We start from the raw sequence: 24,894 nt of genomic DNA, 5'->3' as shown, positions 1-24,894 counted from the left end.
GCGCGGCGCCGCAGGGCGCCGGTGCGTCAACGTAGTCCTGGATGTTCATCGAGCGTCTCTGTCCTTGTGCATGGGTCTTGCTGTTACTTGTTATGGAGGTGTTATCGACCGTGCGATCGAGGGCTCACACGCGCCGGAGGTGGCGGAGGATCGGGAACTGCGCTTTACGGAAGAAGCGCGCGAGACCATTCGTGGTCCGGATGCGGGCGCCGAGCGGCTCGGGATAGTCGTTATCGCCCAGGACGCGCAGCCATGGAAACGTCTCGACGACGCCTCCCTCTCGGTGGAGCTCGACGTGACGCGCGCCCCTCGCCGCGGTGGGACGGAGCTGGAGGCACGGGCTCGCGTCGAGCAGGAGCTCGACGTCCTTGGCGAGGCGCAGGGAGACCTGGGTCAAGAAGGCGCCGATCCGCTCGGGGCCGAGATGGGAGAAGAGGCCGAGGCCGAGGATCAACGTGGGCCAGTCCTGCGTGTCGGCGAGCTGATCGATCCAGTGATCGCAGCCGGGGGACGCCGTGGCCAGCGCATACCGCGGCGTCCGCGGGGCGCGCCGGGACTTCCACGCGACCACGCGGGGAACGTCGATGTCGATCCAGTGGAGCTGCCCGTTGTCGACGCGCGAGAACCGGGTGCACGGCCCGGAGAAGAGCCCGATGGCCAGCCCGTCCGGGTGACGGCGGAAGAAGTCGTCCACGACGTCGTCGACCAGCCGCGTGCGGGTCGCGAGGGGGCGGAGCTCCTGTTCCGTGAAGCCGGCGCGCTCGACCTCGAGCACGCGGGCGAGCTGGCGCGCTTCCTCGTCGTGGAGCCCGAGGTCAGGAAACGCGTCGGAGGCGTACGCGCACGCGGCAACTCCCGCGAGCTCGCGTCGAGCAAACGAAGGGGCAGCGTCGATACTGAAAATCATTTTCATTTTCGTTACAGGGACGAGCGTCCTGTGTCAAGCAGCGAACAGCCGCGACCTCACCCAGGTTGAGCTGCGGCGGCCCCACCCAGGTTGAGCCTGCGGCCCCACCCAGGTTGCGACCTCACCCAGGTTGAGCTGCGGCGACCCCACCCAGGTTGCCCTCGGTGCCTCTCCCCGTCGCTGCGTGCTGCGACCGTGCCCGGCGCGCGAAGCCTGCGGTCGTCCGCCCCGCCCCTTGACGGCCGACAGTCGAGAGCTATCTTTTAGATATATCTTTTAGAATATCGACCCGGCCGCCCTAGGGCAGCCGGGCCGTGGAGCCGGGGTGGCCTGCGCATGAGCGCGTGGCAGCTGAGTGTTCACCGCCGTGGTGGTCCACCGCCGAGCCAGAGAGGGATTTTGTCTATGTTCTGGGGATACGAACACCATCACTGCGCAGGCCCGCGAGGGCCGAGGGGGGGTCCGTTCGGGAGGGGTCGGCCCGGCATGGGTGGCGGCCCGCCGGGCTGGTGGGGCGACTGGTTCGGAGGTCCGCCGCTCCGCGCCGATCGCGGCGGCGTGCGCTACCTCGTGCTCGACGTGCTCGCCGAGCGAGCTCGCCATGGCTATGAGGTCATCCAGGCGATCGAGCAGCGCAGCGGCGACACCTACCGGCCGAGCCCGGGCGTCATCTATCCGACGCTGCAGATGCTCGAGGAGCTCGGCCACGCGCGCGTCATCGAGGCCGAGGGGCGCAAGATCTACGAGATCACCGACGCGGGGCGCGAGGACCTCAAGGCGAACCGCGAGTACGTCGACGAGTTCTACGAGCGCTTCGTCGAGACCTCGTGGGAGCGCTTCGCCGAGGATTTCGGCGACGTCATGAAGCGCATCGGCTCGCTCATGAAGATGCTGCGCCACGCGATGCGCCGGGGGCGCATCACGCCGGCCGTGCTCGCGCGCACCGTGAAGGTGCTCGACAAGGCGGCGGCCGAGATCGAGGAGCTGCTCGCCGAAGATCCGGAGGGGCGCGCCGGTCGGCGCCCGTGATCCTCGCCGCCGTGGAATCAGGGCGCGACGCGCTCAGGCACGCTCTCGAAGCAGAACACCCGCCAGGCGTGTGGCTGGCCAGGACGCACGATCTCCGTCACAGCGCCGCTCGTGAACTCCGCGACGACGCCGCGCCAGAACGCCAGAGCGCCCCGGTTCCCCTCGGCGACGCGCACGGTCCACTTCCCGGGAACGCCGTTCCATAGGAGGCACGCCGCCTGGCGGCCCACGCCAGAGCGGCGATAGCGGCGAAGGACGAAGAACTCGGCCACATCGAGGGTGTCCGGGTCCTCCACCGCCGGCGAACCGCGCGTCGCCAGGACAAACCCCGCGACGCGCCCGCCGCATCGAATGAGGAACGCGAACCGCCGCTCCCGCTCCGACCAGTAGAGAGGGAGCTTGGGGTAGCCGAAGCGCCCGTCCTGCCCCAGCTCGACGGCGGGGAACACATCGCTGAGATCGTGAATGTACAGCTCGAGAAGGTTGGACAGGATCACGGCATCCGCCGGCGTCGCCGCGTCCAGAGAGACAGTCTGCGCATCTGCCATATCCAGTTCTCCCGTCCGCCAGCGCGCGCTCGGGCGCTCCTCGGCGGCGCGCAGCGCCTCGTCACACGCGTCGATTCACGACGACAGGCACCTTCGCTCGTCAGCCGCGCGCCGCGCGACGCGGCCCGTGCCCTCGGCTCAGCCGAGGAAGCCGCGCGCGCGGGCGATCGCCTCGATCGCCGGCCTCCGCCGCTCCAGCTCCTCGACGTCCTTGACGGGAAGGAACCGGGCCGCGAGGCCGTCGCGCGGGACGCGAACGAACCGGGCCGGCAGGCCGAAGGTGACCTCGTTCAGGATGCGCTCGAACTGGATCGCCTTGCGGTCGCCCACCTTCTTCTCGACCTCCACATAGATCCAGTCCAGCGCGAGCGCGTCGAGCGCCTCGGCGCTCGCCAGGAAAGTGTTGGTGTTGAAGACGGGCACGACCTTCGGATCGAACCCGACCGGCAGCCGGAAGTCCTCTGCCATCACCGGTCGGCCGTTCCACCGCAGCGGCCCGCCGCCCTTGTCGCCGCCCTTGTCGACCACCTCGACGGAGAGGGGCCCGCCGTGGCCGAGGTGCCAGCCAAGGAGGACCGGATCGACGGTCGCGCCGAGGTTGTCGAGGTTGGCGATCCAGACGATCTTCCCGCCGCGGGCGATGAAGCGGCCGAGGAGGCCGCTCTCGCGGAGGGCGTCCGGGAGATCGCCGTGGCCGGTGGCGTAGACGCTCGGCTCGCCCGCATCGTCCAGGAACAGCCCGCCTTCCGGGGTCAGGCGCAGCGAGACGTGCTGCTCGAACGTGGCGCAGAGATCGCCCGGCTCGTCGAGGCGCGGGCCGAGCGCCTCGCGGATCGGTCCGTTCGTCGCCTCGCTGGTCATCAGCCACAGCGGGACCGGGACCCCTGTCGTGCGCCGGAGGTGATCGCTCTCGGCGAGGCGCAGATCGAGGAAGGTCCGACCCGGCAGCACCTCGACGAGCGCCTTGACCACGCCGCCCATCCGGGTGGCCATCCCGCCGGCGAGGACGCAGAGGGCGACCTCGCCCCGGCGCAGCGCGGCCAGGCCGGCCTCGCGACAGCGGGCGTGCTCGGGCGTGCCCTCGGCGGGCACGTCGGCGATATCGCCGGGCGCGGGCGGCTCCACCGTGCCCTCGAGGCGGTTGCGGGCGTCCCGGTCCTTGCCGATGGACGCGGCCCACCGGGCGACGCGATCGGGGTCGAACCCGCGAGCCCGGAGGCGAGCGAGGAGAGGGCCAGGGAGCGCGGCGATCTGCTGGGTGAGGGAAGACACGGTATCCTCAAAAGACCACGAGGCGATGCGCGTGGCAACGGCATCGTGCAACCGGTGACGCCATGCAGAATGGGCGCGCCGCCTGCTTGAGAGGCATCTCGCGCCTGCGCACACACCCGAGATCCGGATGGCGCTGAATGCGTCGTACGTGGCTCCCTGATGCCGCGTCGCTCGCCTGAAGATCGCCACTTCCATTCAGAGAATGGCCCCTCTTCAGGAAATCACGCTGACCCGGGAGCCCCCGGTCCGGCTTCCGTCAGCGGCCGGTCGACTCCAGGAACAGCTCCTCCACCGCCGCAGCGGTCGCCGCGCGCTGGAGCCAGCGTCCCAGGACGTCCACGTCCGTCTCGCCGAGGATCCGGCCCCGCGCCTCCTCGCTCACCGGGACACCGCGCGCGTTCAGCAGCATCAGGATCGCCGCCGACAGCTGCCCCACCGCCTGCTCTGCCCGCGCCTGCTCCTGTTCCGCCCGCGCCTGCTCCTGCTCCGCCCGCGCCTGCTCCTGCTCGATGCGGGCCTCGGCGGCCTCGATCATCCCCTCCAGCTTGCCCACCAGCTCGCTGGCGGTGACCAGCTCAGCGGTATCCGCGTAAAAGCGGAGACGCCCCGCCTCCACCGCCAGATCCAGATCGAGGACCTCCGATCGGTACCGCCCGGCGCGCGAGGGGATGCCCTCGTAGCGCCGCTCGCCGGTGGGCGGTAACCGATGAGCTTTGAGGTGTCCGCGCGGGATGTCGTAGATGAAGTACTCACGGATCCCGAGGGTCGCGTAGCGCGCGACGTTGTCGACGAAGTCCTTGCGCCAGTTGCCGGCGTAGTGCACCTCGATCGCGAGGTCGATCCCCTTGCCCTCGGCGCTGACCATCCAGCAGACGCGCGGGCCGGGATCGACGTCGGTCACCGCGATCACGTCGGGCGTGAAGCCCTTCTCGCCCGGATAGTGGACCTTCATCTCGGCGCCGATGTAGATGCGCCGCCCTCGCCGGCCGAACCAGGCGCGGAGCGTGTCGCGGGCTTCCACCTTGGCGTCGAAGTGCGGGTCCCCTTCGGCCATGGCCAGGCGCTCGTCGATCTCCTCCTGGGACATGGAGTCGACGAGCGCCGCGATCGCCTGCTGGCGCTGAGCGGGCGACATCGCGGCCCACTCGGCCTCCGTCGGGGCGCGCGGCGCCTCGGCCGGGATCGGCGCCGCGGCGGGGTCGACGGGCTTGCGGATGGGAGCCGACATCCCGCCCAGCATACCACCATTCCAGGGCGCTCCCGTCGGACGATCTGCCAGGCCGCGCCGCCGCCGGCCCGGGAGCGCCCGGCGCTCGCGGGCGCGCTCACCCGAGGAACCGGAGCAGGACGTTGAGCAGCACGAGCACCAGGGACATCCCGCCGCACACGAGCGCGACCTCCCGCCCGGACACGCGCACCACGACGCGGCTGTCCTCGGCCCGCGCGGCGCCATAGAGCGCGGCGGAGGCGCCGAACACCATGTAGAGGATGTCCTTGTAGGCCCACGAGAGGAAGAAGATGCCGATCAGCGCGCCGCACAGGCTCACGAAGATCGCCGGCGCGAACCGCCTCGCCGTGGGGCCGACATCGACGTCGCCCAGCCAGATCGACAGCGGCACCTTGATCGACGCGTACAGGACGAGCGCGAACAGGCACATCCCGAGCAAGCCCGTCTCGGCCGCGGCGAGGAGATAGGAGTTGTGGGCGGTCAAGCCGAGCAACGACTCGTCGCCGAACTGCCCCGCGCCGACGCCGATCCCCTTCGTCCGGCGGATCATCTCGAACGCCTCCCGGAGCAGCTCGACGCGCTCGCCCGAGCTCTCGCTCGCCTCATCGCCGCTCCGGCCCCCGAGCAGGAGCATGGGCGGCCCGACGAAGCAGGCGGCGATGACGCCGAGGGTCCCGCTCCGCCGGATGAAGCTGATGCCGAGGACCGCCAGGTACACGATGACGCCCGAGCGCGAGCGCGACAGGACGACCATCGCGCCGATCGCCGCGATGACGGCCGTCACGGGGAGCGCGCGGAGCGTCGCGGCCACGCGCGAGATCAGCCGATCCGTGAGCAGGACGGGCAGCGTCAGCGCGCGGCGCGCCCCGCAGGCCCGCGCGGGCCCTGGCGCAGCGCCGCCGGGCGGCGCGCCGGCCGATAGGGGCGGGCCTCCGCGGACGGACCTGCGCGGCCGGCGCGGGCCGGTGCGCCGCTCGGCGAGCGCGATCGCGAGCGGGATCGACATTCCGGCCATCAGCGAGAGCTCGTTGGGATCGGCGAGCGAGCCGCGGTAGCGGACGCGGCCATCGATGGTCGACGTGCCGAGCGGCCCGGGGCGCTCGCACCGGTAGTTGCCATCGGGTACGGGCGCCTCGATGCGGCAGTCGAGGTTGGTCTCGCAGGGGCGCCCATCCGGCTCGAGCTCGCCCTTGCCTTCCCAGTCGTCGGGAGCCGCGATCATGCAGCCGTGGGGCTGGAACGCCTGCACGATCGCGACCACGGTCGTGAGGACGGCGCAGCCGACGAGCGTGATCGCGAGCGCCCGCAGCCCTCGCGGCGAGGCGGCGGCGACGGCGACGGCGACGAAGATGCCCGCGACGGTCGCGAGCTGCATTCCGCGCTCCTCGAGCGCGGCCGGGCGCTTCAGCGCGGTGGTCAGCGCTGCCCAGGCGAGGAACGCGAGCGCATAGACGACCTGAGGCGCGAGCGTCGGTTTGAGCCGCCGCCACACGACGTCGAGGGCGACGCAGAGCAGGGTGATCCCGAACGCCGCGTGCACGAGCGGAATCCCCGAGAGCGCGGGGATGAACTCCTGCGGCTTGATGATGACGAGCGCGCACAGCGCGCACACGACCCACGCTGCCATGGTGTGGCGCGCCGTTCGCGTGGCGCGCGCCGCGCACAGGCGGCCCGCGCCGCGCCCTCGTGACGGCCGCGCAGAGGCGCCCTGCGCGGGCGCGATGAGGCGCGGCGCGCATTCCCCCCTTCCGCGCGACGGATCTAGCACCGCGGGCCCGAGCGGCACGCGGGAAGAGCGCCAGTGCGCGCGCGAGGAGCAGGCGCGGAGCGCGGCGGCGGGATCGGCGCTTGCTGGAGCGCCATCGCATCAAGGAGGCTGGAAACCGCATGTGCTCCCGCTGTGTCCGGATTGCCCTGCTCTGCTCCGCGCTCACGGTCCTCATGGCGCTCCCGGGCTGCGGCGCGCGCGCCCCGCGGGTCGATTTCGATGCGGAGCGCCGCGCGACGAGCGCCTATGCGGTCGGCCCCGGCGACGTGCTGGAGGTGCGCGCCTGGAAGAACGAGGCGCTGAGCCAGCGCGTCACGGTGCGACCCGACGGGTTCATCACGATCCCGCTCGTCGGCGACGTCCTGGCGTCGGGGCGCACCGTCATGGGCGTCGCCGAGGACATCGCGACGCAGGCCGCCAAATTCTATCATGAGAAGCCGGTCGTCAGCGTCGAGGTGGCAGAGCTCCACAGCTACCGGGTCTACGTGATGGGCGAGGTGTCGCGTCCTGGCGAGTTCACGCCGAGGGCGCAGATCACCGTGCTCCAGGCGCTCGCCCTCGCGGGCGGATTCACGCGCTTCGCCGATCCCGACGAGGTCGTGATCGTCCGGCGCGACGCGATCGGCGAGCGCAGGATTCCGTTCGCCTTCGATGAGGTCGTCGGGAAAGGCGATCTCCGCGGGGATCTGCCGCTGCAAACGAACGATACGGTGGTGGTGCCGTAGAAGGCCCGCGACGAACGCCCGTCGAACCGAGCTCAGCGTCCGCCGGGCGCGGGAGCAACCTGGCGTGCGGGAGCTAGCCTGACCGCTCCCGCTCTGCACGAGAGAGGATGAGGCGAAGGAGCGCGGTGAGCTCGGCCGGTGGCTCCGGGCACTGCTCGAGGTAGCGCTCGGCCAGATCCATACGGTCCGGCCGCTTCCGCTTCGGCGCGCAGGGAATCGTGCATTGAAGCTCCTTGAACACGAGCTTCCCGGAGACGTGCTTCCGCAGCTCGTCGAGATCGTCCTCACGGGTTCGCAGGAACGCGAGCCGCTCTCGGTACACCTCGCGCGCGGCGTCTTGCGCGCCGAACGCGCTCGCCCAGGTCGCGAGCGCGTCCTCGGCGTTCACCTTCGGGAGCGCCTGCACGGCGGTGAGATAGTTTCGACCGACAAAGCTCGGCTGCGCTTCGTGGATATCGGACAGGCGCCGCACGGTCCAGTTGTGCGCCCCGATCGGAAGCGCCTCGCGATAGAAGCCGCGGATGCGATCGGCCACCGCGTGCACCGTGTCCCATCCGTCAGGCACACGGCCCTCGCGTCGCCACAACACCCTCCGCAGCACGCTGAGCCACCCTTCCGGATCGAGCAGGTAGCTCTCCAGGTCGTAACGAGGGAGCCGGTAGCAGGTGCCGTCGAACGACGGCTCCGACTGGCGCGCGAGCTCCTCGTCCGGCGTGAAATCCCTGTCCAGAATGCCGTACACGGGCACCGGCGTGCCGCGCCGCCTGAGCTCCTTGACGGCGTCCTGCACGCACTTCCAGCCATCCTGGGCGTGAAATGTGACCATCCGTCCGAGATCGCCGAACCATTCCTTGTAAAAGAACTCGTCCTCTCGGTAGTCCTCGCCCTCGCAGATGATCGCGATGCCTGCGCCGCTCCGCAGGACAATTTCGAGCTCGTCGAGGCTCTTGTAGCCGCTCATGGTGCGCCCTCGTCGGGCACGTCGAAGCGACTTTCCGGATAATCGAGGCTCTTCACCTCCACCGATGGAACGCTGCGCACGATCTCCGGTGAGTGCGTCGCGAGGAACACTTGCATCTCGAGGAGGCGCGCGACGCGCCGTAGCTGGGCGAGGAGCTGACGCTGCAGGGTCGGGTGCATGCTGATCTCGGGCTCGTCGATGAACAGCACGCCTTGTGGCCGCTTGCGCCGCGCGATCTCGCCGAGGAGCATCACGCACTGTCGCTCGCCCGAGGGGAGCTGGTCGAGCATCACCTCAGCGGGTTTACCGGACGGGTCGTTCCAGGGCGCCGTCACGCGCACCCTCCCCTCGCGAACGAACACCTTGCGCCCGAGGCCGAGCGCTTCCTGGAGAAGCTCGACCGATCCCGCCAGTTCCCCGGGGTCCTCTCCGCGGCTCTTTCGTTCGAGGTCCAGGTAGTTCTGCCAGACCCAGAGCTGCTCGAGGGAGCCAGTCCACTGGCTCGTGGGGGAATACCGGGAGATCCACCGCCTGTCGGCGGGCGGGGGCTCGATGGTGCCGCCACGGACAGGGCGGAGCTCGCGGTCATGGGAGAAGTAGATCAGGCCGCCGAGAGGTTGGGTCCCGCCCAGCTCCACCTGCTTTGCGTGAAGACGTAGCTCTTCGGTGTAGTTGGTCTCGGACCACCGGCGCGCCACCCCGACGTCGTTCGTCTTGAGATAGACTGTGCCACCACGAACGTCGCTCTCGGAAAGGTACGATGCATTCCCGTAGACGATCAGCTCCGGGTACTGCTGGCCCTCAACGAGATCGCTCAGCGGTTGCTCGATCGTCAGCGCCACCAACCCAGCCTCGTCGAGGATCGGCGCCGGTCTCTCAGGATCGACGACGAAGGCGAGCATGGCTTCGATGACGTCGAACACCGTCGTCTTCCCCGACCCGTTGCTCCCGACGAGGACGACGCGATCCCGGGCGTCGCCCGTGACCGGATCGGTGAAGTCGAGGACGTGCTTGCCCCGGAAGCAGCGCAGGTCGTGGATCTCGAGGCTCCTCACGCGCATGACGGTCCTCCCTCTACCTCAGGCAGTACCACGGCAGAAGGGTCATGGATCGAGCGAGCGCATCATGAACGCCGATCTGAAGGGCCGATCCGAAAAATGGACGAAGTCCACGTGGACACGCGGCCGCTCGCCCGCAGCGCGCAGGCGTCGAGCTTCGCGACTGGCCCCCCCCCACCCGCCTCGACGTCGTACCGCCGCAGCGCCCGCCGCACACCGGCGGCGGGGCGTCTGCGGCCGGGCGTCTGCTGATGATGCGCGGCCGCGATTTTGGCATCCTGGGCACGATGCGCCCCGAGGCCACGCCGCCGCTCGTCGCCGTATTGACCCTCGCGTTGCCGGTGATCGTCGCGGCGTGTGCCCCCGCGACCCCGGGCCCCCCGGGCCCCGCCGGCAAGGCTGCGGCGCCGCCAGGCACGCCAGCCCTCGCGGTGGCCAGCGTGCCCTCTGGCCCGGGGACCCCTGAGCCTGCCAGCGCGGCGTCCGCGGGGGCAGCGCAGGCCCACGGCGCGCAGGACGCCGCGCCCTCCCCCGCCCCACCCGAGCCGGCCCCCGCCATCTCGGCCGACGAAGCCGAGGCGATCCTGTTCCCGGGCGACGCCGCCGCCCACCGGGACGCCATCGACGCCTGCCGGCGCGGGAACGCCGGGACGGCGGCCGCGCCAAGCCCGGGGCACGAGCGCATCCGCTGCCTGCTCGCGCTCCGCTACCAGGGCGACCCGCAGGCCGCAGCGAGCGCCACCGCGCTGTTCGACCAGAACGGCAGCGTCGCCGGGCTGGAGCGGGAGCACATGATGGACGGCGGTTACCGCGGCATGCTCCACCTCGTCCCGGAGCTGCCGGTGCGCGCCGAGCGCCGCCACCTCGAGTGGACGGTGTCGGCGATCGCCGACTTCGACGCCTTCGTCGCGGATCTCGCGGCCGCGGCCAGCTCGCCCGTGCGCTACCGGCACCGCGCCCTCGCGCTCAAGTACTTCCGGTCCGTGCGGGCGCGCACGCCTTCCGCGTACGCCTCCGGCTGGACGGTCGCGTACAATCTCTCCGGCTCGCTCCACCGCTCCGCGGACGAGGTGCGGGAGACGCTCTTCCACGAGCTATTCCACCTCAACGACGGCGCGCACGGCGGGTGGTCCCAGGCCGCGCTCTCGCCGATCTACGACGGGATCGTCGCGCGCTGCGGGACGAGGATCACCTGCCTCACGCCGTACTCGCCGAACGAGACCATCGTGAAGGGCGGCACGTATTACTCGTTCCAGCCTGGAAACGGCGTGGTGGAGTACGCCGCCGAGCTGGCGATCCGCTACTACCGCGAGCAGCGCGCGGCGCTCCGCGGCAAGCGGCTCGCGAAGGCGCCGTTCAAGTGCGGCCCGCCGGAGAACGCGCGGGCGTGGTCGCTGCTCGCCGGAGAGTTCTTCGGCGGCGCAGATCGGGTCTCGCCCTGCCGGGAAGGTCCTCCGGCAACGCCCTGAGCCACACCGCAGCACGCGCTCTCATCGTCCCACGCGCGGCGCATGCCGTGACGATGGGGCGCAATCCCCATCGGAGCCTCGGTCGCGCGCGGGCGCATCACCCCACCTGCGACCGGTGGACGATCGAGGGTCGCGGCAGCTCGAGCGGCGGCATGGGATCGAAGAGCGAGCGCTCCGCGTCGGCCACCTCCTCGGCCGAGAAGGGCCGGAGGGTCTGGCAGAACTCGACCATGATGCCGTTGGGATCGATCGTGCAGATCGAGCGGGAGAACTCGCGATCTCGCTCGGTCACCTCGAGGCCGTGCGAGAGCCACCGCGCGAGCATCCGGCCGTAGAACTCGCCCGTCGGGGCGCTGAAAGCCAGGTGGTTCATCCACACCGGCAGCCCGAGCCCTGTCGAGAGATCGGTCCTGAAGCGCCCCCGCACCGTCTCTTCGTGCAGATCCCAGAATGCCAGCAGCGGACCATCGGGCTCGCTGGTCCGATACAGAGCGTGCCTCGCCCAGCCCCCGTCGCGGCTGCCCTCGTAAGGCACCGCGATGACCTTCACGAGACGGAACCCCATGGCCCGGGTATAAAACCGGTGTGTGGCGACCAGATCGCTGGTCGCCAGCGCGACGTGATGCACCGCCATCGTCCCCCCCTTTGCGTGCACGTCGAGGATGCCACGAGCCGGAGCGCTCGTTCAAGCTGGATTTCGAGCGCGGCGGGATCGGCGCTGAGCCCCCGGGCGGCTGCGCTATCCTCGGCGCACGCCATGTCCGACGGCGATCTCGTGTTCGCATCCATGCCCGCCGGGCTCATCGCCTTCGCCTCGTCGTGCGGAGTCCCGCAGGAGGATCTCCTCCGGGCTGCCGGCGTCGCGCCCGAGGTCCTCGCCGCGCCCGACGAGCTCGTGCCGTATGCATCGCTCTTCTCGCTGTGGGAGCTCCTTCTCCAGCGCCTCCCCGGCGAGCCGCTCGGGCTGCGTTATGCGCGCTGCATCCCGGTGTCGGTCGTCGGCATCGTGGGGCACGTCCTTCGCCACAGCGAGACCGTGCGGCAGGGCGTCGCCGTCTATGGCCGCTTCTGCCGGCTGATGGACCCGTACCTCCGTATCACCGTCGAGGAGCACGGCGGGGTCGCCCGCCTCGCGCTCGAGCACGAGCCGCGCGTCGTCGCCATGGCCGAGCCGATCGAGATGATGATCGCGACGCTCGCGCGCTTCATCGCGCTCTACCTCGGCGGCTCGGCGCGGCCGATCGAGGCGCTGTTCCGCCATCCTCGCCGGCACCCGCCGTCGCTCTACGAGGAGGCGATCGGGGCCCCCGCCCGCTTCGAGGCGGGCGCGATGGGCCTCGTCTACGAGGCGCGTGTGCTCGACGCGCCCGTGGTCGGCGCGGACCCGTCGGTCCGCGATTACCTCGTTCGCCAGGCCGAGCAGCTGCTCGCTGCGCGCGCGGCGCCCGCCAGCGCCGCCGCGCTCGACGCGCGCGTGCGCGCCCGCATCGACGAGCGGCTCGACCGCGGCGACGTGGACCAGGAGGGGATCGCGCGCTCTCTGGGCATGAGCACGCGGTCGCTCCAGCGCGCGCTCAAGGACATCGGCACGTCGTTCACGGCGCAGCTCGACGAGGCCCGGCGGGAGAAGGCGCTCGATCTCGTCCGGCGGCCTGACCTCGCGCTCCAGGAGATCGCGTTCCTGCTCGGCTATGGCGAGCCGCGCCATTTCTACCGCAGCTTCCGTCGCTGGACGGGCACGACGCCGGGAGAGTACCGGCGCGCCCGCGTCCGGTAGCTCCGTGGGTCAGAAATCCCGCCAGAGACACCGGTCGGATCTCCTCGCCGGCGACTTCCACCTGAGCGAAGGGTCGCCCGCGCTGACGGCCGGTTGCCCCGGCGAGGACGGCGCCCGGCGCGTCCACGCGGGGGCCCACGCTCTTCATCGCCGGCGCTCACTCGCCTGGGAAGAGCTCCTCGGCCGTCATGTACTTCGCCCCGAGCGCTTGCGCGAACTCCCGGTCGCTTTCCATATCGCCAACCATGACCAGGTGCTCGCGCGCGAGCTTATGGCGCTGGATCAGCGATATCCCGAGCCCCGGCAGGGGCTTGCGACAGAAGCAGCCGACCGGAAACGCAGGGTGCGGGCAGTACGCGACCTCGGCCACGGGCAGGCCGAGGAGCTCGATCGTCCGCGAGAACGCGGCCAGGACAGCCTCTTCGGTCACCGATCCTTTCGAGATGCCGCTCTGGTTTGACACGAAGAAGAGCGTGTATCCGTCGTTGACCCAGCGCTCCAGGGCCGCGCGCCGACCGGGCAGGAGCTCGACGTCGTCGGGGTCGCGCGGGTAGATTTCGCCGCTCTTTGTCGTTCGCAGCGTACCGTCTACGTCGAGGAGCAGGCCCTTGACCGTGAAGAGCGGATCAACGCGCCGGGCAAACGGGATCTCCTCGACCACCGAGAAGCCCTCATCCACGTGCGGCGCCTCAAAATTCGCAGCCCACCGCGAGAGCGCCTGCGGCGGCGGCAGGTTGGGATCCTCTTTGCCGAGCGCTTTCATGTCCTCCGGCCCGAGCAGCTTGCCGTAGCGCTCGAGGACGCGGAGGACGACGTTCGCGTAGGCCTCGTTGATGGGTGTGGCCAGGTACCGGCACCGGACCGGCACGCGGTGCGCGTGCGCCACCCGGAGCACCGCATAGCGCGACGCGCGCGTGCCGTACGTATTGTCGAGGACCACCCGCGTTTGCCCCGAGGAGAGCAGCTCTCCGAGCTTCTTGACCACGCCGTCGAGCGTGCCTCCGAGCTCATCGCGGTTCAGGCGCGCGTACCCTTTGGCCGTGTAGCGGGCGACCTCCGACGACTTGCCTGCCCCTTGAATTCCCATGACCACGACCACCTCGGGCGCATCGCCGGGGCCTTCTCCGGGCTCGAGCTCGCGAAGGCCGGCGGGGATCACGGGGGGCGCGACCGAGGCCAGCACATCGGCCGTGGGCGCAAAGCTGGTCTTCGAGAGGTCGGCTCGATCGCGCGCGCCAAAGGGGACCCGGAGCGCGCGCAAGCAGGACTCGACGCTCTCCCGCTTGGTCGCCCCGAACAGGGGGAGGACCGGGGGGCCGAGATCGAGCAGGGCCGCGAGGGCCGCCTCCTGGGACGTGATGCTGTGCCGCGCGGCGATGGGCTTGATCGCGCGGTTCTTGAGGAGGCTATCGACCTTGGCGTGACCGCCGAGCGGCCGGTGGGCGAGGAACGGGATGCCCATTTGCTTGGCGAGCTCGAAGAGGCCTCGGGCTGCGCTGCCGCGATCGAGAACGCTCAGCTCCTCCTGGATGGCCCGCACCGGAAAGTGCCGCAGCGCCTGGTGGACCTCTGCGATGGATGTGTTGCTGAGGCCGAGGTGCTCGATGAGGCCCTCGTTCTGGAGCTCGGCGAGAGCGGCGAGGCTGTCTTCGAGGGGGGTCTTGGGGTCGGTCACGTGGAGGAGGAGCATGAAAATCCGCGAGACGCCGAGCGCCTTCAGGCTGCCCTCGACCGTGCGGCGCAGGTGGTCGCGGCTGCCGTTCGGGACCCATCGCCCTTTGGGTCGGGTGAGGCCCGCCTTGGTGATGACGCGCACGTCGTCGCGCGGGCCGGACCACGCGTCGAGCGCCTTGCGGACGAGGCGCTCTCCATAGTGGGCCTCGCGGTCGGTGAGGCAGTAAGAATCGGCGGTGTCGAGGAGGCGTATGCCTTGATCGAGGGCAACGTGGATGACGGCGGTCGCGTCCTCTTCCGAGGGGCGCCCCTCGGTGGCCAGCCGGAGCAGGCCGAGGCCGAGGGGAACGTCGAGGGGGCCTAGGACACCGTAGGGCGAGGGGGCGGGAGTCACGGAGACGATGACGTAGCCAGGTCCGGGGCTCGACGCAAGCGCTGAAGCCGAACAACTGGGGCAGATCGTTGGCGTCCGCCAACATCGCGCTGGTCCCGAGCCGCCGAGAGCGTGTTTGAGGCTCCCCGGCTCGGCGAGAGGCCCTGCCGGATTGAAAAGTCGGCCTTCTCCTCGCGTCATGTCCCTCGGGACGAGCTCGATGCGACCGCGATAGGGAAACGAGCCGCCCGTCACGGTGAAGGTCGTGTAGCCGCCCACGTGCTCCCCGCGAGGATTGACCTCCCAGATGTCGGTCGTCAACGTTTGATCGAGGGCCTCGCGCCGGGCATTGACCTCGACGATCTCCGACGTGAGCGTCTGGCCGTCTCGCAGCGACGTCAGCGAGATCCGGTCGCCGCGCGCGTGGAAATCCCACGTCAACGCTTCCGAGACTGCAAAGGCGATGTAGGTCGGCTCGACCTCGATCCGGCCCAGCGACGCTCGCACGGCGTCGACCTGGTCCGACCCGACGAGCAGCGGATTGTCCGGCGTCAGGCCGAACCCGAGCTGTTACATGCTTGCCGAACTGGCGACCGCTCACGAGGCGACCCTGGTCTTCCAGCGCGCCCCCCCCGGCGCGCGCTCGTAGCGCAGCGCGCCTCCGTGCCGCTCCAGCCAGCGCGCCCCGTCCGTCCTCCGCCTCCGCTCCCATGGTCGAGAGGCGTCGCGTCGCCCTGCTTCTTCGAATCAGAACAACGTCGTCGAAGAGGATGGCAGGTGCTGGTCCTTCGTCGTTCCCCGCGCAACGAACGGCTCGCGTTTGCGGGCGAGGTACTGTAAAGGACGAGGAGCGGAGATGAAGAAAGCAAAGGCGCCGGAACTGTCGCTCCAGGAGCAAGTGCAGTGGGTCCTCGAGTGGCTGAAGGCTCACAGCACGAAAGCCACGCTGGACGGCATGTCGCGCTACGCCATCCCGTCGGACAAGGCGTTTGGCGTCGCGATGAAGGACATGAAGGCGCTAGGCAAGAAGCTCGGGCACAACCACGAGCTTGCTTTGGCGCTCTGGGAGACCGGCTGGTACGAGGCGCGGATGTTGACGTCGTTCGTAGCGGACCCCTCCGCGCTCACCGCCGCGCAGATGGATCGGTGGTGTAAAGAGTTCGACAACTGGGCCTACTGCGACACCCTGAGCTTCAACCTCTTCGATCGCACGCCGCACGCGTGGGCGAAGGTCGAGCAGTGGAGCCGTAAGAAGGGGGAGTTCGAGAAGCGAGCGGCGTTCGCGCTGCTTTGGAGTCTTGCTCTCCACGACAAGCGCGCGAAGGACCAGCAGTTCGTCGACGCGCTCGGGCTCATCGAGCGTGCAGCTGACGATGACAGGAACTTCGTCAAGAAGGCCGTGAGCATGGCTCTTCGAGCGATCGGAAAGCGCAATGCTTCGCTCAAAGGCGCCGCCGTCGCCGTCGCCGCTCGTCTCGCCCAATCACCGCAGCCTTCAGCGCGATGGATCGGAAAGGACGCATCGCGCGAGCTTGCAGCGGCGCTGCCCAAGGCTTCGAGGCGCGCGGCGCTCCGCTAGGCCGTTAGGACGAGCTCTGCTCGGCGAGCCGGCGAGGCCTTGCCCGGCGGGCAGTCCTCCGCGGCTCGTCCGCGAGCGGCGATATCGCGCGGGTGAAGGCTACCACCGCGCGGGTGTTGAGACGCGCGAGCTTCCCCCTGCCCTGGACGAAGCGGCGCTCGAAAACCAGGGTTTCGCGGTTGGCTGCGAACCACAGCAGTTCTTGGCGCCTCCCCGCAGCTGGAACGTCCGCGCAACACTGTCGATGTAGGGAGGGGCGGATCACCCGACAGGTTGATACCGGCTTGTTGACCCGACGCCCGACGAAGGTTAGCAAGGCGTTCGATGAGTTTCGCCGACGGTTCGCCGCTCGCTTTCATCCTGGCCGCAGTGATCGCCGCGGTCGCCCTGCTCGCCGTGGGGCTCTATCTCGCTCACTCGCGGCTGGGCGCCGGCAAGCCCGACATCGCCAGCGCGACGCTCCACGGCGCGGGCCCCTTCACGCTGACCGTCGCGGCGCCGCCCGCGGGCCCGGTGGACCTCTTCATCCGCTACGCCGTGGCCTTCCCCTTCTTCAAGCCTTCGGGAGGGCCGACGAGCCGCACTTTCGGTCTGATCGTCGAGCTCGTCGCGGACGGTCAGGTCCTGACATTCGGCCACGGGGGGACGCACCCAGCGGGTCTCCTCGAGTTCGAGGGACTGGCCCACTACATGACCGCGTTCCGACCGGGAAACCTCGGCATCACCGATCGGGGTCGGCGCCTGGCCTGGCGGCGCAGCGCCGAGGGATCCTCCTTCGCTCGCCGCCCTGTCGCCGGGCCCTTCGATGCGCTACCGCCTGTTTCGGGATCGTGCCTGCGTCCCCGCACTCTTCCGGCCCAACGACGTGCGGATCTGCCGCCGCGTGAAATGCGGCCGGCAGCATCCGCTGGTTGGGCCGCTTGGATGAGAACAGCGGATCTGCGATTGAACGATGCATGCGATGCTGGCGCCGTAGGATGTGGCGATTGGTGGTATCCGTTCGTGGTACCGCGTCGTGACGAGCGCTGAGCCAGGGGCGCAGAGCGCCGGGCATGGCAGAAGAGCGTTCTCGGGTCCCTCGGGGGGAGTGGCGGAAACGTGTCGAGCGGTGGCGTGACAGCGGGCTGACGGCGGCCGAATTCGCCGGCGAGCTCGGCATCAACCCGCGCACGCTGATGCACTGGAAGTGGCTGCTGGCGCGCGACGACAAGGCCTCTGCGCCTGCGCTCGAGCGCGGACAGTCGCCGAAGCGGGCGCGCGCGTCGAAGCAGGCCCAGCTGGCTGCCGCGGTGCCGGTGGCTGGCGATCGCGCCGGCTTGATCGAGATCCAGTCCGCGCCAGCGGACGCGCGGTTCGAGCTGGAGCTCGGCCGGGACCGCTGTCTCCGAGTGCCAGCGTCATTCGATGCCGACGGCCTGCGGCGCCTGCTCGACGTTATGGAGGCCTCATGATCGCGGCTGGCGTTCGCATCTTCGTGTGCACCGAGCCGCTCGGTCAGCGCGCGCGCCGGTAGTGCATCGCCACCGCGCCGCAGCGGAGCGGCTTGGCCGAGACCAGCTCGAGCCGCCGCGTGGCGGGCAGCCCGCTCTGGTACAGGGTCGGGCCGTGGCCGGCGAGCTTGGGGTGGACGAGGAACTTGTACTCGTCGATGAGATCCAGCCGATCCAGCTCGGTCGCGAGCTTGCCGCTGCCGAGGAGCACGCCGGCCGGGGTCGCGTCCTTGAGCTTCTGCACGCCCATGCGCAGATCGCCGGCGATGTGGTGGCTGTTGGTCCACGGGAAGTCCTTGCGCGTGGACGACACCACGTACTTCGGCTTGGTCTCCAGCTTGGCCGCCCACTCGCGCAGCGCCGGAGGCGCCTCCTCGTCGCCGCGGGCGACCGCCGGCCAGTAGCTCTCCATCATCTCGTAGGTGACGCGGCCCCACAGCATCGCGCCGCTCTCGTCCATGAGGCGGGTGAAGAAGGCGTGCGTCTCGTCGTCGGCGATCCCCTCCTGGTGGTCGACGCAGCCGTCCAGGGTGACGTTGATGGCGAAGGTCAGCAGTCCCATGCGGCGAGTCTCCTTCGGAACGAGGCATCGGTCAATGTTCCTGTAGTGCAATGCGCACCGCGAGGCTCCCGGCTTTGTCATCTCGCAAGACTCTCGAGTCCGTGGTGTCGCAAAGCACAGACCGAATCTGACGTTCTGGCAAGATGTGCAGCTGAAGGGATTCCTGAGTCCCCCCTACTCTAGGTGGGACGTTTTCGGTAGCGGCCCAGGGGACAAGTCGGCTCACCTTCGAGGAGACTTGGGTCTCCTGCGTCGCCAAGGTTGATGTGAGCTTGTCTACCATCAGCGCAACGTCAAACCGGGTGCCTGCGGCTGCAGTGCCAGCGCGTAGGCAAATCAAGCCGGATCGCAGCGCGAGGAAGTGTAGCGCGGCAGAGCGAAAGGGTGGGACCGCGAGCGTCGTGATGGCTCGGTCCTGGGTCGAAAGAGCGTGGTCCGGGCGGCGCCGAGCGCGCTACGGGGCGCATCGGCGGATCGCGACGGTTCACCCCCGCGGAAGAGTCCCGCCAGAGACACCGGTCGAGGGCGAGCGGTCGCCGGAAACGATAGCGATTTTCATAGCCTCCGCCTGTTTCACCGCCGAGGGCGGGGCCGGTGTGGCCCAACGGGGCCCCCTCCGCCGCTGCGTCGTCCGCGGTGAAGGGCCTGTCAAGCGACGGTAACTTCTCTCGGGCGGAGATCCGCTCAGCCGCCTCCCTCGGCGCTGCCGTGCTTGCAAGAAACCGATCGCGTCAAAACGCCGACGCTCACTCCACGGCGAGCTCGACCGGCCCCGCGGCGGGGAACGAGAACGTCTGCTGCTTGATCGCATGATCGATCCCCACACACATGCCGTGGGTGCAATCCTGGTCACCCCAGAAAGTTACATGCGCGGTCAGGGTGCCAGCATCGAGCGCGACGAGCTTGTCGCAGGCTGGGGGGGAGTCGAGGCCGGCTTGACATTCGGCGGGCAGATCATGGTGCTCGAGGACCCGGCCATCCCAGGTGAGCTCGACGCTCTCGTTCGGCCCGAGGGTCTTCAGCTCGCTCGATAAGCAATCGAGCGGGCCCTGGTCGTCGTTGTCCATGTACCACCCGCAGGTGGGCCACCCGGACAGACCGGGCGATTGCGGCATCGCATCGCCCTCGCTGACCCTGAACGCCCTCGAGCATTCGCCGTTGTCGTCGTAATAGATCGGCGATGCGCGCTTGTTCGTGAGTTTGAAGACCACGTTCCCCGGCGACGCCTCGTCACGCAATTCGTCGCACTGGGACGAGGCCCCGCCGTCGCCGCCTTGGCCCCCCTCCCCGCCGCCACCGCCTTCACCGCCGCCGCAGCCAAGAAGCGCAATTCCCAAGAAGCTGAGCCAAACAACAAGACGACTCTTCATGGGGACGCCCGTTGGCATTTTTCATGCCATGTGCCACATAGACTCTAAGTTGCTGATTTTGCAAGGATTCATCCCTGGCGGCGACGGACAGGCGTGTGCCGACATGGGCCAGGACCGGCCGCGCTGCCCTCCTCAGCCGCTTGAAGCCAACATGGCCCCGCGACCCGGCGGCATCCGTGCCAACATGCAGGAGCCCTTTCGCCGCTCCTTCTCTCACCGCTCGCCAAGATCCGAGCGAGCTCAGGTGTCCGCTGAGTGGTCGCACCAGGCGCTCGTCGACCTGGTCGCCGTGCGAAAGAAGGGGAAACACAGGACCGTCGCGTACGCCTTCTCGGGCTCGTCGTCGACGCTGCCGGCCTTCATCAACCGTCCTGACGGCCTCCAGCACAACCTGGTCCGCTACAAGAACGGTTGGAAGCAGGTCGCGACCGGCTCGCCCGCCCCGCGCGCTCGAGCCCACCATCCGCTCGTCTACGCCGAGGGCTGGAACGCCCTGCTCGTCTATGGGGGATACACGAACGACGCCGTGAACGGGACCGGCCTGTTCACGCCGGAGAATTACCTCGGCGACCTCTGGAGGTTCGACGTCGACACGGAGACCTGGGATCAGCTCGTCTTCGACGAGGCCGCCGGACCGGGCCACCGCGACAACGCGAAGCTGATCGCCGATGAGCACGAGGGCCGCATCTGGCTGTTCGGGGGCAGCCAGTTCGACGGTACCCCCCTGTCCGATGTCTGGTACTTCGATCTCCACACCGGGACCTGGACCCGCGTGGACACCGCGATGACGGGGCCGGCGCCGGCGCCGAGGTTCGGCCAGTTCTACTTCACTCGGAGAACCGCCACGGCCTACGAGCTCTACCTCTTCGGGGGAGCGACCGCGGAGTTCGCGCCAGTGCTGCTCAACGACATGTGGAGATTGACGATCCCCCTCGACTGCGGCGGCGGATCGCGAGCGTCGTCACCGGCCCCGCGCGAACCGCTCCTCCTCCCGCCCGCTGGAGCGCACCGAGTTACCGGGAGCAAGCGTCCGGTGGATGACGGCGGCCGGGCGGTCACGTCGGGCCCGCCCACCCGCTGACCGCTGAACCATCGTCTCTCAAAAAGCTTCGAATACGCCGGTCTCAGACGATTCTCCGATCTCGCCCTGATCACGATTTCCTGAGCTCCACAGGCCGGACTGCCGAGCTGAACATCTTCCCTGACGTAGATGGCTGCGCCCCGGTAGCCATGCGAGAGAACGCAACCATGCGGCCAAGCAGCCGCACGACGCCGAGCACGCTCCGCGGCATGGTGACGTGAACGGCGAGTTGCCACGTCAGCAGGCTCGTGCCTTGGCGCAGCTCTCGTGTTACGAGGTTGGTGTCCATGGGGGATGCTGGAGCGCCGGGCGCCACGGTCGCGAAAGAACGGTTCCGCAAGTGGAACGACTTCGTCCGTGAGCTGGATCTCGCCGACCCGCTGCGCCGTCTCGTACTCGACTCATGGGAGCGCAGCTGGGCGGCGGCGGTCGACCCCGTTCGTCCGCCCTTCCGGCGGATCAACGACGAGGAGCTCGCGAGGAGGCGGGAACGGAGCGCCGATCTGGTCGGGGCCGCCATCCCTCACCTGCACTGGGCCGCCGCGCTCCTACGGGCGTCGGAGCCGGCCGTCTACGTCGTCGACGGGGACGGCATCGTCCTTTACTCGGTCGGCACGTCTCGTTCGATGATGGAGACATTCGGCCTCCTGCCCGGATTCGACTGGTCGGAGCGGGCGATGGGGACCAACGGCGCCGGCACCGCCATTGCCGCCAATCGCCCGGTCGCGATCGTCGGGCCGGAGCACTTCGCGAGCGCATTCGACGACTGCACGTGCACCGGCGCGCCGATCCACGCGCCCGACGGTACGATCATCGGCGCGATCGACGTCAGCACGTCCGTCGCGGCCGGCAGCCCCGAGCGGCTCGCGCTGGTGGCGCACATCGCCTACACCATCGAACGCGAGCTGCAGGCGTCATGGGAAAGTCGCCGCCGCGAGGCCGAGGAGGCGGGCCGGATCCAGGCCGAGGAGGCGCGCGAGCAGCTCGCCCGCCTGCAGGCCGTCACGGCCGCGCTCGCCCGCACGAGCACCGCCGAAGAGTCCGCCTGCGTCGCGATCCGCGCGATCGGCGCGATCCTGCGGGCCCAGGGCGCGCGGGCCTACCTGCGAACGGACGACCCGCGAGGGCTGCGCCTCGTGGCCTCGACCGGCGACGACGGGACGTCGCCCTTCCCGGCGATCCCGTCCGATCCGGAGCAGCCGATCGTCCTGGCCCTGTACCGCGGTGAGCTGGTCATCCTGCCGGACCCCGACGAGGTCGAGGGGGCCGCCACGCGCTTCGCCCCGAGCCCCACCATGTCCGCGATGGCCTCGCCACGCCTCGTGGCGCTGCCGCTCCGGATCCACGGTCGGGATCTCGGCGGCCTGGTATTCGTCATCGAGGGTCCGTGCCGCCTCGATCCGGCGATGCGCCAGCTGGTCGCCACGATGGCGGATCAGTGCGCTCAGGCGGTCGAGCGCAATTCCCTCTTCGAGTCGGAGATGCGCGCCCGCGCCGAGGCACAGGATGCGGTCCGACAGCGCGAGCAGATGCTCGGCATCGTGGCCCACGATCTTCGCAACCCCCTCAGCGCGATCATGCTCCGGGCGGCCCTGCTGAAGCGGGAGCTGGCGTCCCGCGTCGACGAGGAGAAGTGGCGGGACGGCGTACGGACAATCGAGCGCGCAGCGCGCCACAGCAACCGCCTCATCGCCGACCTGCTCGACGTGGCGAGCATCGACGCTCGCCGATTGTCGATCCTGCCCGCCCCCCACGAGGTCTCCGATCTCGTGGGGGATGCGACGGAAACGGTGCGCTTCGACGCGACCGGCCGCTCGTTGTCGGTGCACGTGGAGGTTCCGACGGATCTGCCGCGGGTGCTCGCCGATCGCGACCGGGTCGTCCAGGTCCTCTCCAACCTGCTCGGGAATGCCCACAAGTTCACGCCCGACGGCGGGGCGATCGGCGTGCGTGCCGAGGCGCTCGACGGCGAGGTGGGGATCCACGTCCGGGATTCCGGCGTCGGAATCGCGGCCGAACACCTCGCACGCATCTTCGACCCGTACTGGACGCGCCCGAACAACAGACAGCGCGGCACTGGCCTCGGTCTGGCGATTGCGCGGGGGATCGTCCAGGCGCACGGTGGGCGAATCTGGGTGGAGAGCCGGGTCGGCGACGGGAGCACCTTCTCGTTTACCTTGCCGCTCGCCGATCGCTGAAGCGCACCCTGCGAGGCGCCAGACTGGACCGGTGACTGGCCAACACGGTATGTATATAGAATATTACACAACCGAGTGAACCCGTTGGATCTGTTGCTTTTCTTGTAGAAGTACCGGTGGATCGTACTGTTTGTACGTGATGTCAGCTGTTGGTCGTCAACGGAATATTTCCAACACATCGAGATGGTTTTGAGCAGGCTCTCCTTCACAGGCTGTTGACCGTGACGCCATTTGTTTAAAGCAAGCGCTCCAACGCCGAGTCATGCGCAGCCGACGAATTTCAAATGTGATTGGGTTCGACGATGCGCCGTTCGAGCGGGGGATGGGTGGGAAGGTAGCGCTCGTGGGGACGGTTTGTTCGGGGACGCGGCTCGACATCGTGGTGCGTGGGCACGTCGAGCAAGATGGCAGCGACGCCACCGGGGTCCCCCCGTGTCAGGGAAGGTGTCGCCGAGGGACCACGCGCAGCGACATCTCGCGAGCTCCCCAGCTCGCCTCCAGCAGGTGGATATCGCTTTCCCTTGCGTCTCTTGCGCTCTTGCGGTGTCCTCTCCATGGATCACGTCGTTGGTGGCGGCGGATCGCATTGGAGGACGAGCATGGAGAGCTTCTCGCGATGGTCAATGGGGGTGTCTGGGCTCGGGCTGGTCGTGGCCCTGACGGGAGCCGCCGGCTGTTTCGGCATGGCCGAGGGGGAGGACGCAGCGCTGGCCGAGCCGATCGCGGCGGGGGCGCAAGCGCTGACCGGGTGGCAGTGCGCGGCGTGCGCCAGCGGTGAAACCACGCACTCCGTGTCGCTGAGCCAGGGCAGCGCGCTCGGCTGCGCGAACGGCGAGGCCTACCGCTGCGAGCTCATCCCCTGGGCCACGCGGGCGTCCTTCGCGCATTGCGGCGCCTCCGTCGCCTGTCCGCCCGGCTGGTACGTGAGCGGCTCTCAGAGCGGGCCGAGCTACTGCGCCGGGATCTACGACCGGATCTCGTGCGGTGCGGTGCCGTACCCGAGCGGGACCTACGCGACGTGCGACCCGATCTGCTACCCCGGCTTCACCGAGACGGTGGTGAATGCCGGCGTGCCGAGCTGTGATTACCAGGACAAGCGCACCTGCGTGAAGTGAGCGGCGGCGCCACCTCCCGCCGGCAGCCCGAGCAGGCGACCGATCGCCTCGTGAACGACCCGGGCCCCCACCTCATCCCCGAGGGCGACGGCGCGGCTCAAGGTGCTGGCGAGCGAGGCGACCACCGCGGCCCGACGCGACGTCTCGGGCGACGTCTCGGTCCGCCTCCGCGGGATCGTTCCACCAGGGATTGCTGACGCGCGGAACCAGGGCGGCCGAGAAGCGGGATGCTGGGAAAAAATCTACAATCGCCGGCGCGCGCGAGGGCCCATGGTGAGCGCATGACCCGACACGACCCCCACGCTTTTCTTCTCTCCGACACCTACGTGCAGCTCCTCGACGGCGGCGCCGCGAAGCTGGTCCCTGTGGACGCCGAGTTCTGGGCGAAAATCGGCGAGCGCAAGGAGCTGCACGCCGGCCGCATGGTGGGCCTCTTTCACATGGATGAGAGCCCCGATCACCGCGAGGTCCACCCCCGTGGCGACGAGGTCCTGATCCTGCTCTCCGGCTCGGTCGACGTCGTGCTGGAAGACGAGGGCGGCGAGCGCGTGATCGAGCTGCGCGATCAGGGCACGTGCATCGTCCCTCGCGGCGTCTGGCACGGGCAGATCGTGCGCGCGCCGAGCGTGATGATCTTCATCACGCCCGGCGAGGGTACCCAGCACCGCGCGTGCTGATGCCGCGCGATGACCGGCCGCGGGTTCCCGCGG

General features: G+C 69.5%; 22 protein-coding genes and 1 pseudogene. 12 read left to right on the top strand and 11 right to left on the bottom strand.

The window, feature by feature from the left end; genetic code table 11:
• Window positions 1–124: 124 nt before the first annotated feature.
• Window positions 125–907 carry a class I SAM-dependent methyltransferase gene (locus WMF39_RS17175; protein ID WP_437746570.1) on the bottom strand — a complete coding sequence of 261 codons (783 nt, stop codon included), beginning with the start codon at window positions 905–907 and terminating at the stop codon, window positions 125–127.
• A gap of 486 nt (window positions 908–1,393) precedes the next feature.
• On the opposite strand from WMF39_RS17175, the gene WMF39_RS17170 reads away from it, so the two are divergent.
• On the top strand, window positions 1,394–1,936 hold the full coding sequence (locus tag WMF39_RS17170) for a PadR family transcriptional regulator (RefSeq protein ID WP_231864867.1): 543 nt from the start codon (window positions 1,394–1,396) through the stop codon (window positions 1,934–1,936).
• Window positions 1,937–1,953: 17 nt separating this feature from the next.
• On the opposite strand, the gene WMF39_RS17165 is transcribed toward WMF39_RS17170, so the two are convergent.
• From WMF39_RS17165 to WMF39_RS17150, 4 genes are all read right to left on the bottom strand, one after another.
• Entirely contained in the window at window positions 1,954–2,484 is a 531-nt protein-coding gene (locus WMF39_RS17165) for a GNAT family N-acetyltransferase (RefSeq protein WP_437746569.1), read from the bottom strand.
• Between the two features lie 138 nt (window positions 2,485–2,622).
• The gene (locus WMF39_RS17160; protein ID WP_437746568.1) at window positions 2,623–3,756 is read right to left on the bottom strand and encodes a UTP--glucose-1-phosphate uridylyltransferase; all 1,134 of its coding nucleotides are present in this window, start codon (window positions 3,754–3,756) and stop codon (window positions 2,623–2,625) included.
• A 256-nt stretch (window positions 3,757–4,012) separates the two neighbouring features.
• Window positions 4,013–4,984: a Uma2 family endonuclease gene (locus WMF39_RS17155; RefSeq protein WP_437746567.1), complete on the bottom strand. Its 972-nt coding sequence runs from the start codon at window positions 4,982–4,984 to the stop codon at window positions 4,013–4,015.
• A 97-nt stretch (window positions 4,985–5,081) separates the two neighbouring features.
• Entirely contained in the window at window positions 5,082–6,611 is a 1,530-nt protein-coding gene (locus tag WMF39_RS17150; RefSeq protein ID WP_437746566.1) for an O-antigen ligase family protein, read from the bottom strand.
• A 260-nt stretch (window positions 6,612–6,871) separates the two neighbouring features.
• Here WMF39_RS17150 and WMF39_RS17145 point away from each other — a divergent pair, with 260 nt between their 5' ends.
• Window positions 6,872–7,477 carry a polysaccharide biosynthesis/export family protein gene (locus tag WMF39_RS17145; RefSeq protein ID WP_437746565.1) on the top strand — a complete coding sequence of 202 codons (606 nt, stop codon included), beginning with the start codon at window positions 6,872–6,874 and terminating at the stop codon, window positions 7,475–7,477.
• A 73-nt stretch (window positions 7,478–7,550) separates the two neighbouring features.
• Here the strand turns inward: WMF39_RS17145 and WMF39_RS17140 are convergent, their stop codons facing one another.
• Window positions 7,551–8,438, bottom strand: a complete 888-nt coding sequence (locus WMF39_RS17140; RefSeq protein WP_437746564.1) for a hypothetical protein — start codon at window positions 8,436–8,438, stop codon at window positions 7,551–7,553.
• Window positions 8,435–9,499, bottom strand: coding sequence for an AAA family ATPase (locus WMF39_RS17135; protein ID WP_437746563.1), 1,065 nt, complete (start codon window positions 9,497–9,499; stop codon window positions 8,435–8,437). Before WMF39_RS17135 ends, WMF39_RS17140 begins: the two co-directional genes overlap by 4 nt.
• Window positions 9,500–9,747: 248 nt before the next feature.
• Here WMF39_RS17135 and WMF39_RS17130 point away from each other — a divergent pair, with 248 nt between their 5' ends.
• A complete protein-coding gene (locus WMF39_RS17130) occupies window positions 9,748–10,965 on the top strand; it encodes a hypothetical protein (protein WP_437746562.1) in 1,218 nt (405 codons plus the stop codon).
• 97 nt (window positions 10,966–11,062) lie between these two features.
• Here the strand turns inward: WMF39_RS17130 and WMF39_RS17125 are convergent, their stop codons facing one another.
• Window positions 11,063–11,599: a VOC family protein gene (locus tag WMF39_RS17125; RefSeq protein ID WP_437746561.1), complete on the bottom strand. Its 537-nt coding sequence runs from the start codon at window positions 11,597–11,599 to the stop codon at window positions 11,063–11,065.
• Window positions 11,600–11,722: 123 nt separating this feature from the next.
• Between WMF39_RS17125 and WMF39_RS17120 the strand changes: the two genes are divergently transcribed.
• Window positions 11,723–12,742, top strand: coding sequence for an AraC family transcriptional regulator (locus WMF39_RS17120; protein ID WP_437746560.1), 1,020 nt, complete (start codon window positions 11,723–11,725; stop codon window positions 12,740–12,742).
• Between the two features lie 157 nt (window positions 12,743–12,899).
• Here WMF39_RS17120 and WMF39_RS17115 read toward each other — a convergent pair whose 3' ends face one another.
• Complete coding sequence (locus WMF39_RS17115; protein WP_437746559.1) at window positions 12,900–15,296, bottom strand: aldo/keto reductase; 2,397 nt, start codon at window positions 15,294–15,296, stop codon at window positions 12,900–12,902.
• 349 nt (window positions 15,297–15,645) lie between these two features.
• Here WMF39_RS17115 and WMF39_RS17110 point away from each other — a divergent pair, with 349 nt between their 5' ends.
• From WMF39_RS17110 to tnpA, 3 genes are all read left to right on the top strand, one after another.
• Complete coding sequence (locus tag WMF39_RS17110; protein ID WP_437746558.1) at window positions 15,646–16,368, top strand: DNA alkylation repair protein; 723 nt, start codon at window positions 15,646–15,648, stop codon at window positions 16,366–16,368.
• A gap of 324 nt (window positions 16,369–16,692) precedes the next feature.
• On the top strand, window positions 16,693–17,397 hold the full coding sequence (locus WMF39_RS17105; RefSeq protein ID WP_437746557.1) for a hypothetical protein: 705 nt from the start codon (window positions 16,693–16,695) through the stop codon (window positions 17,395–17,397).
• Window positions 17,398–17,420: 23 nt separating this feature from the next.
• Complete coding sequence (gene tnpA / locus WMF39_RS17100; protein ID WP_437746556.1) at window positions 17,421–17,819, top strand: IS66 family insertion sequence element accessory protein TnpA; 399 nt, start codon at window positions 17,421–17,423, stop codon at window positions 17,817–17,819.
• 43 nt (window positions 17,820–17,862) lie between these two features.
• Here the strand turns inward: tnpA and WMF39_RS17095 are convergent, their stop codons facing one another.
• Together WMF39_RS17095 and WMF39_RS17090 are read right to left on the bottom strand one after the other, a co-directional pair.
• A complete protein-coding gene (locus tag WMF39_RS17095; RefSeq protein ID WP_437746555.1) occupies window positions 17,863–18,420 on the bottom strand; it encodes a dihydrofolate reductase family protein in 558 nt (185 codons plus the stop codon).
• 746 nt (window positions 18,421–19,166) lie between these two features.
• The gene (locus WMF39_RS17090; protein WP_437746554.1) at window positions 19,167–19,757 is read right to left on the bottom strand and encodes a hypothetical protein; all 591 of its coding nucleotides are present in this window, start codon (window positions 19,755–19,757) and stop codon (window positions 19,167–19,169) included.
• A gap of 277 nt (window positions 19,758–20,034) precedes the next feature.
• On the opposite strand from WMF39_RS17090, the gene WMF39_RS17085 reads away from it, so the two are divergent.
• The 5 genes and pseudogenes from WMF39_RS17085 to WMF39_RS17065 all read left to right on the top strand — a co-directional run bounded on the left by WMF39_RS17085 (window position 20,035) and on the right by WMF39_RS17065 (window position 24,861).
• On the top strand, window positions 20,035–20,871 hold the full coding sequence (locus WMF39_RS17085) for a Kelch repeat-containing protein (protein WP_437746553.1): 837 nt from the start codon (window positions 20,035–20,037) through the stop codon (window positions 20,869–20,871).
• 287 nt (window positions 20,872–21,158) lie between these two features.
• Window positions 21,159–23,069 carry an ATP-binding protein gene (locus WMF39_RS17080; RefSeq protein WP_437746552.1) on the top strand — a complete coding sequence of 637 codons (1,911 nt, stop codon included), beginning with the start codon at window positions 21,159–21,161 and terminating at the stop codon, window positions 23,067–23,069.
• 262 nt (window positions 23,070–23,331) lie between these two features.
• Window positions 23,332–23,481: pseudogene (locus WMF39_RS17075) on the top strand (DUF99 family protein); the annotation flags it as partial.
• Window positions 23,482–23,668: 187 nt separating this feature from the next.
• On the top strand, window positions 23,669–24,184 hold the full coding sequence (locus tag WMF39_RS17070; RefSeq protein WP_437748166.1) for a hypothetical protein: 516 nt from the start codon (window positions 23,669–23,671) through the stop codon (window positions 24,182–24,184).
• Window positions 24,185–24,465: 281 nt separating this feature from the next.
• Window positions 24,466–24,861, top strand: a complete 396-nt coding sequence (locus tag WMF39_RS17065; RefSeq protein ID WP_437746551.1) for a cupin domain-containing protein — start codon at window positions 24,466–24,468, stop codon at window positions 24,859–24,861.
• The last annotated feature ends 33 nt before the right edge of the window (window positions 24,862–24,894 follow it).

The organism is Sorangium sp. So ce1504 (genome assembly GCF_051521635.1).
GTDB classification, from domain to species: Bacteria; Myxococcota_A; Polyangia; order Polyangiales; family Polyangiaceae; genus Sorangium; species Sorangium cellulosum_B.
This window is presented reverse-complemented; position numbering and strand designations above follow the sequence as displayed.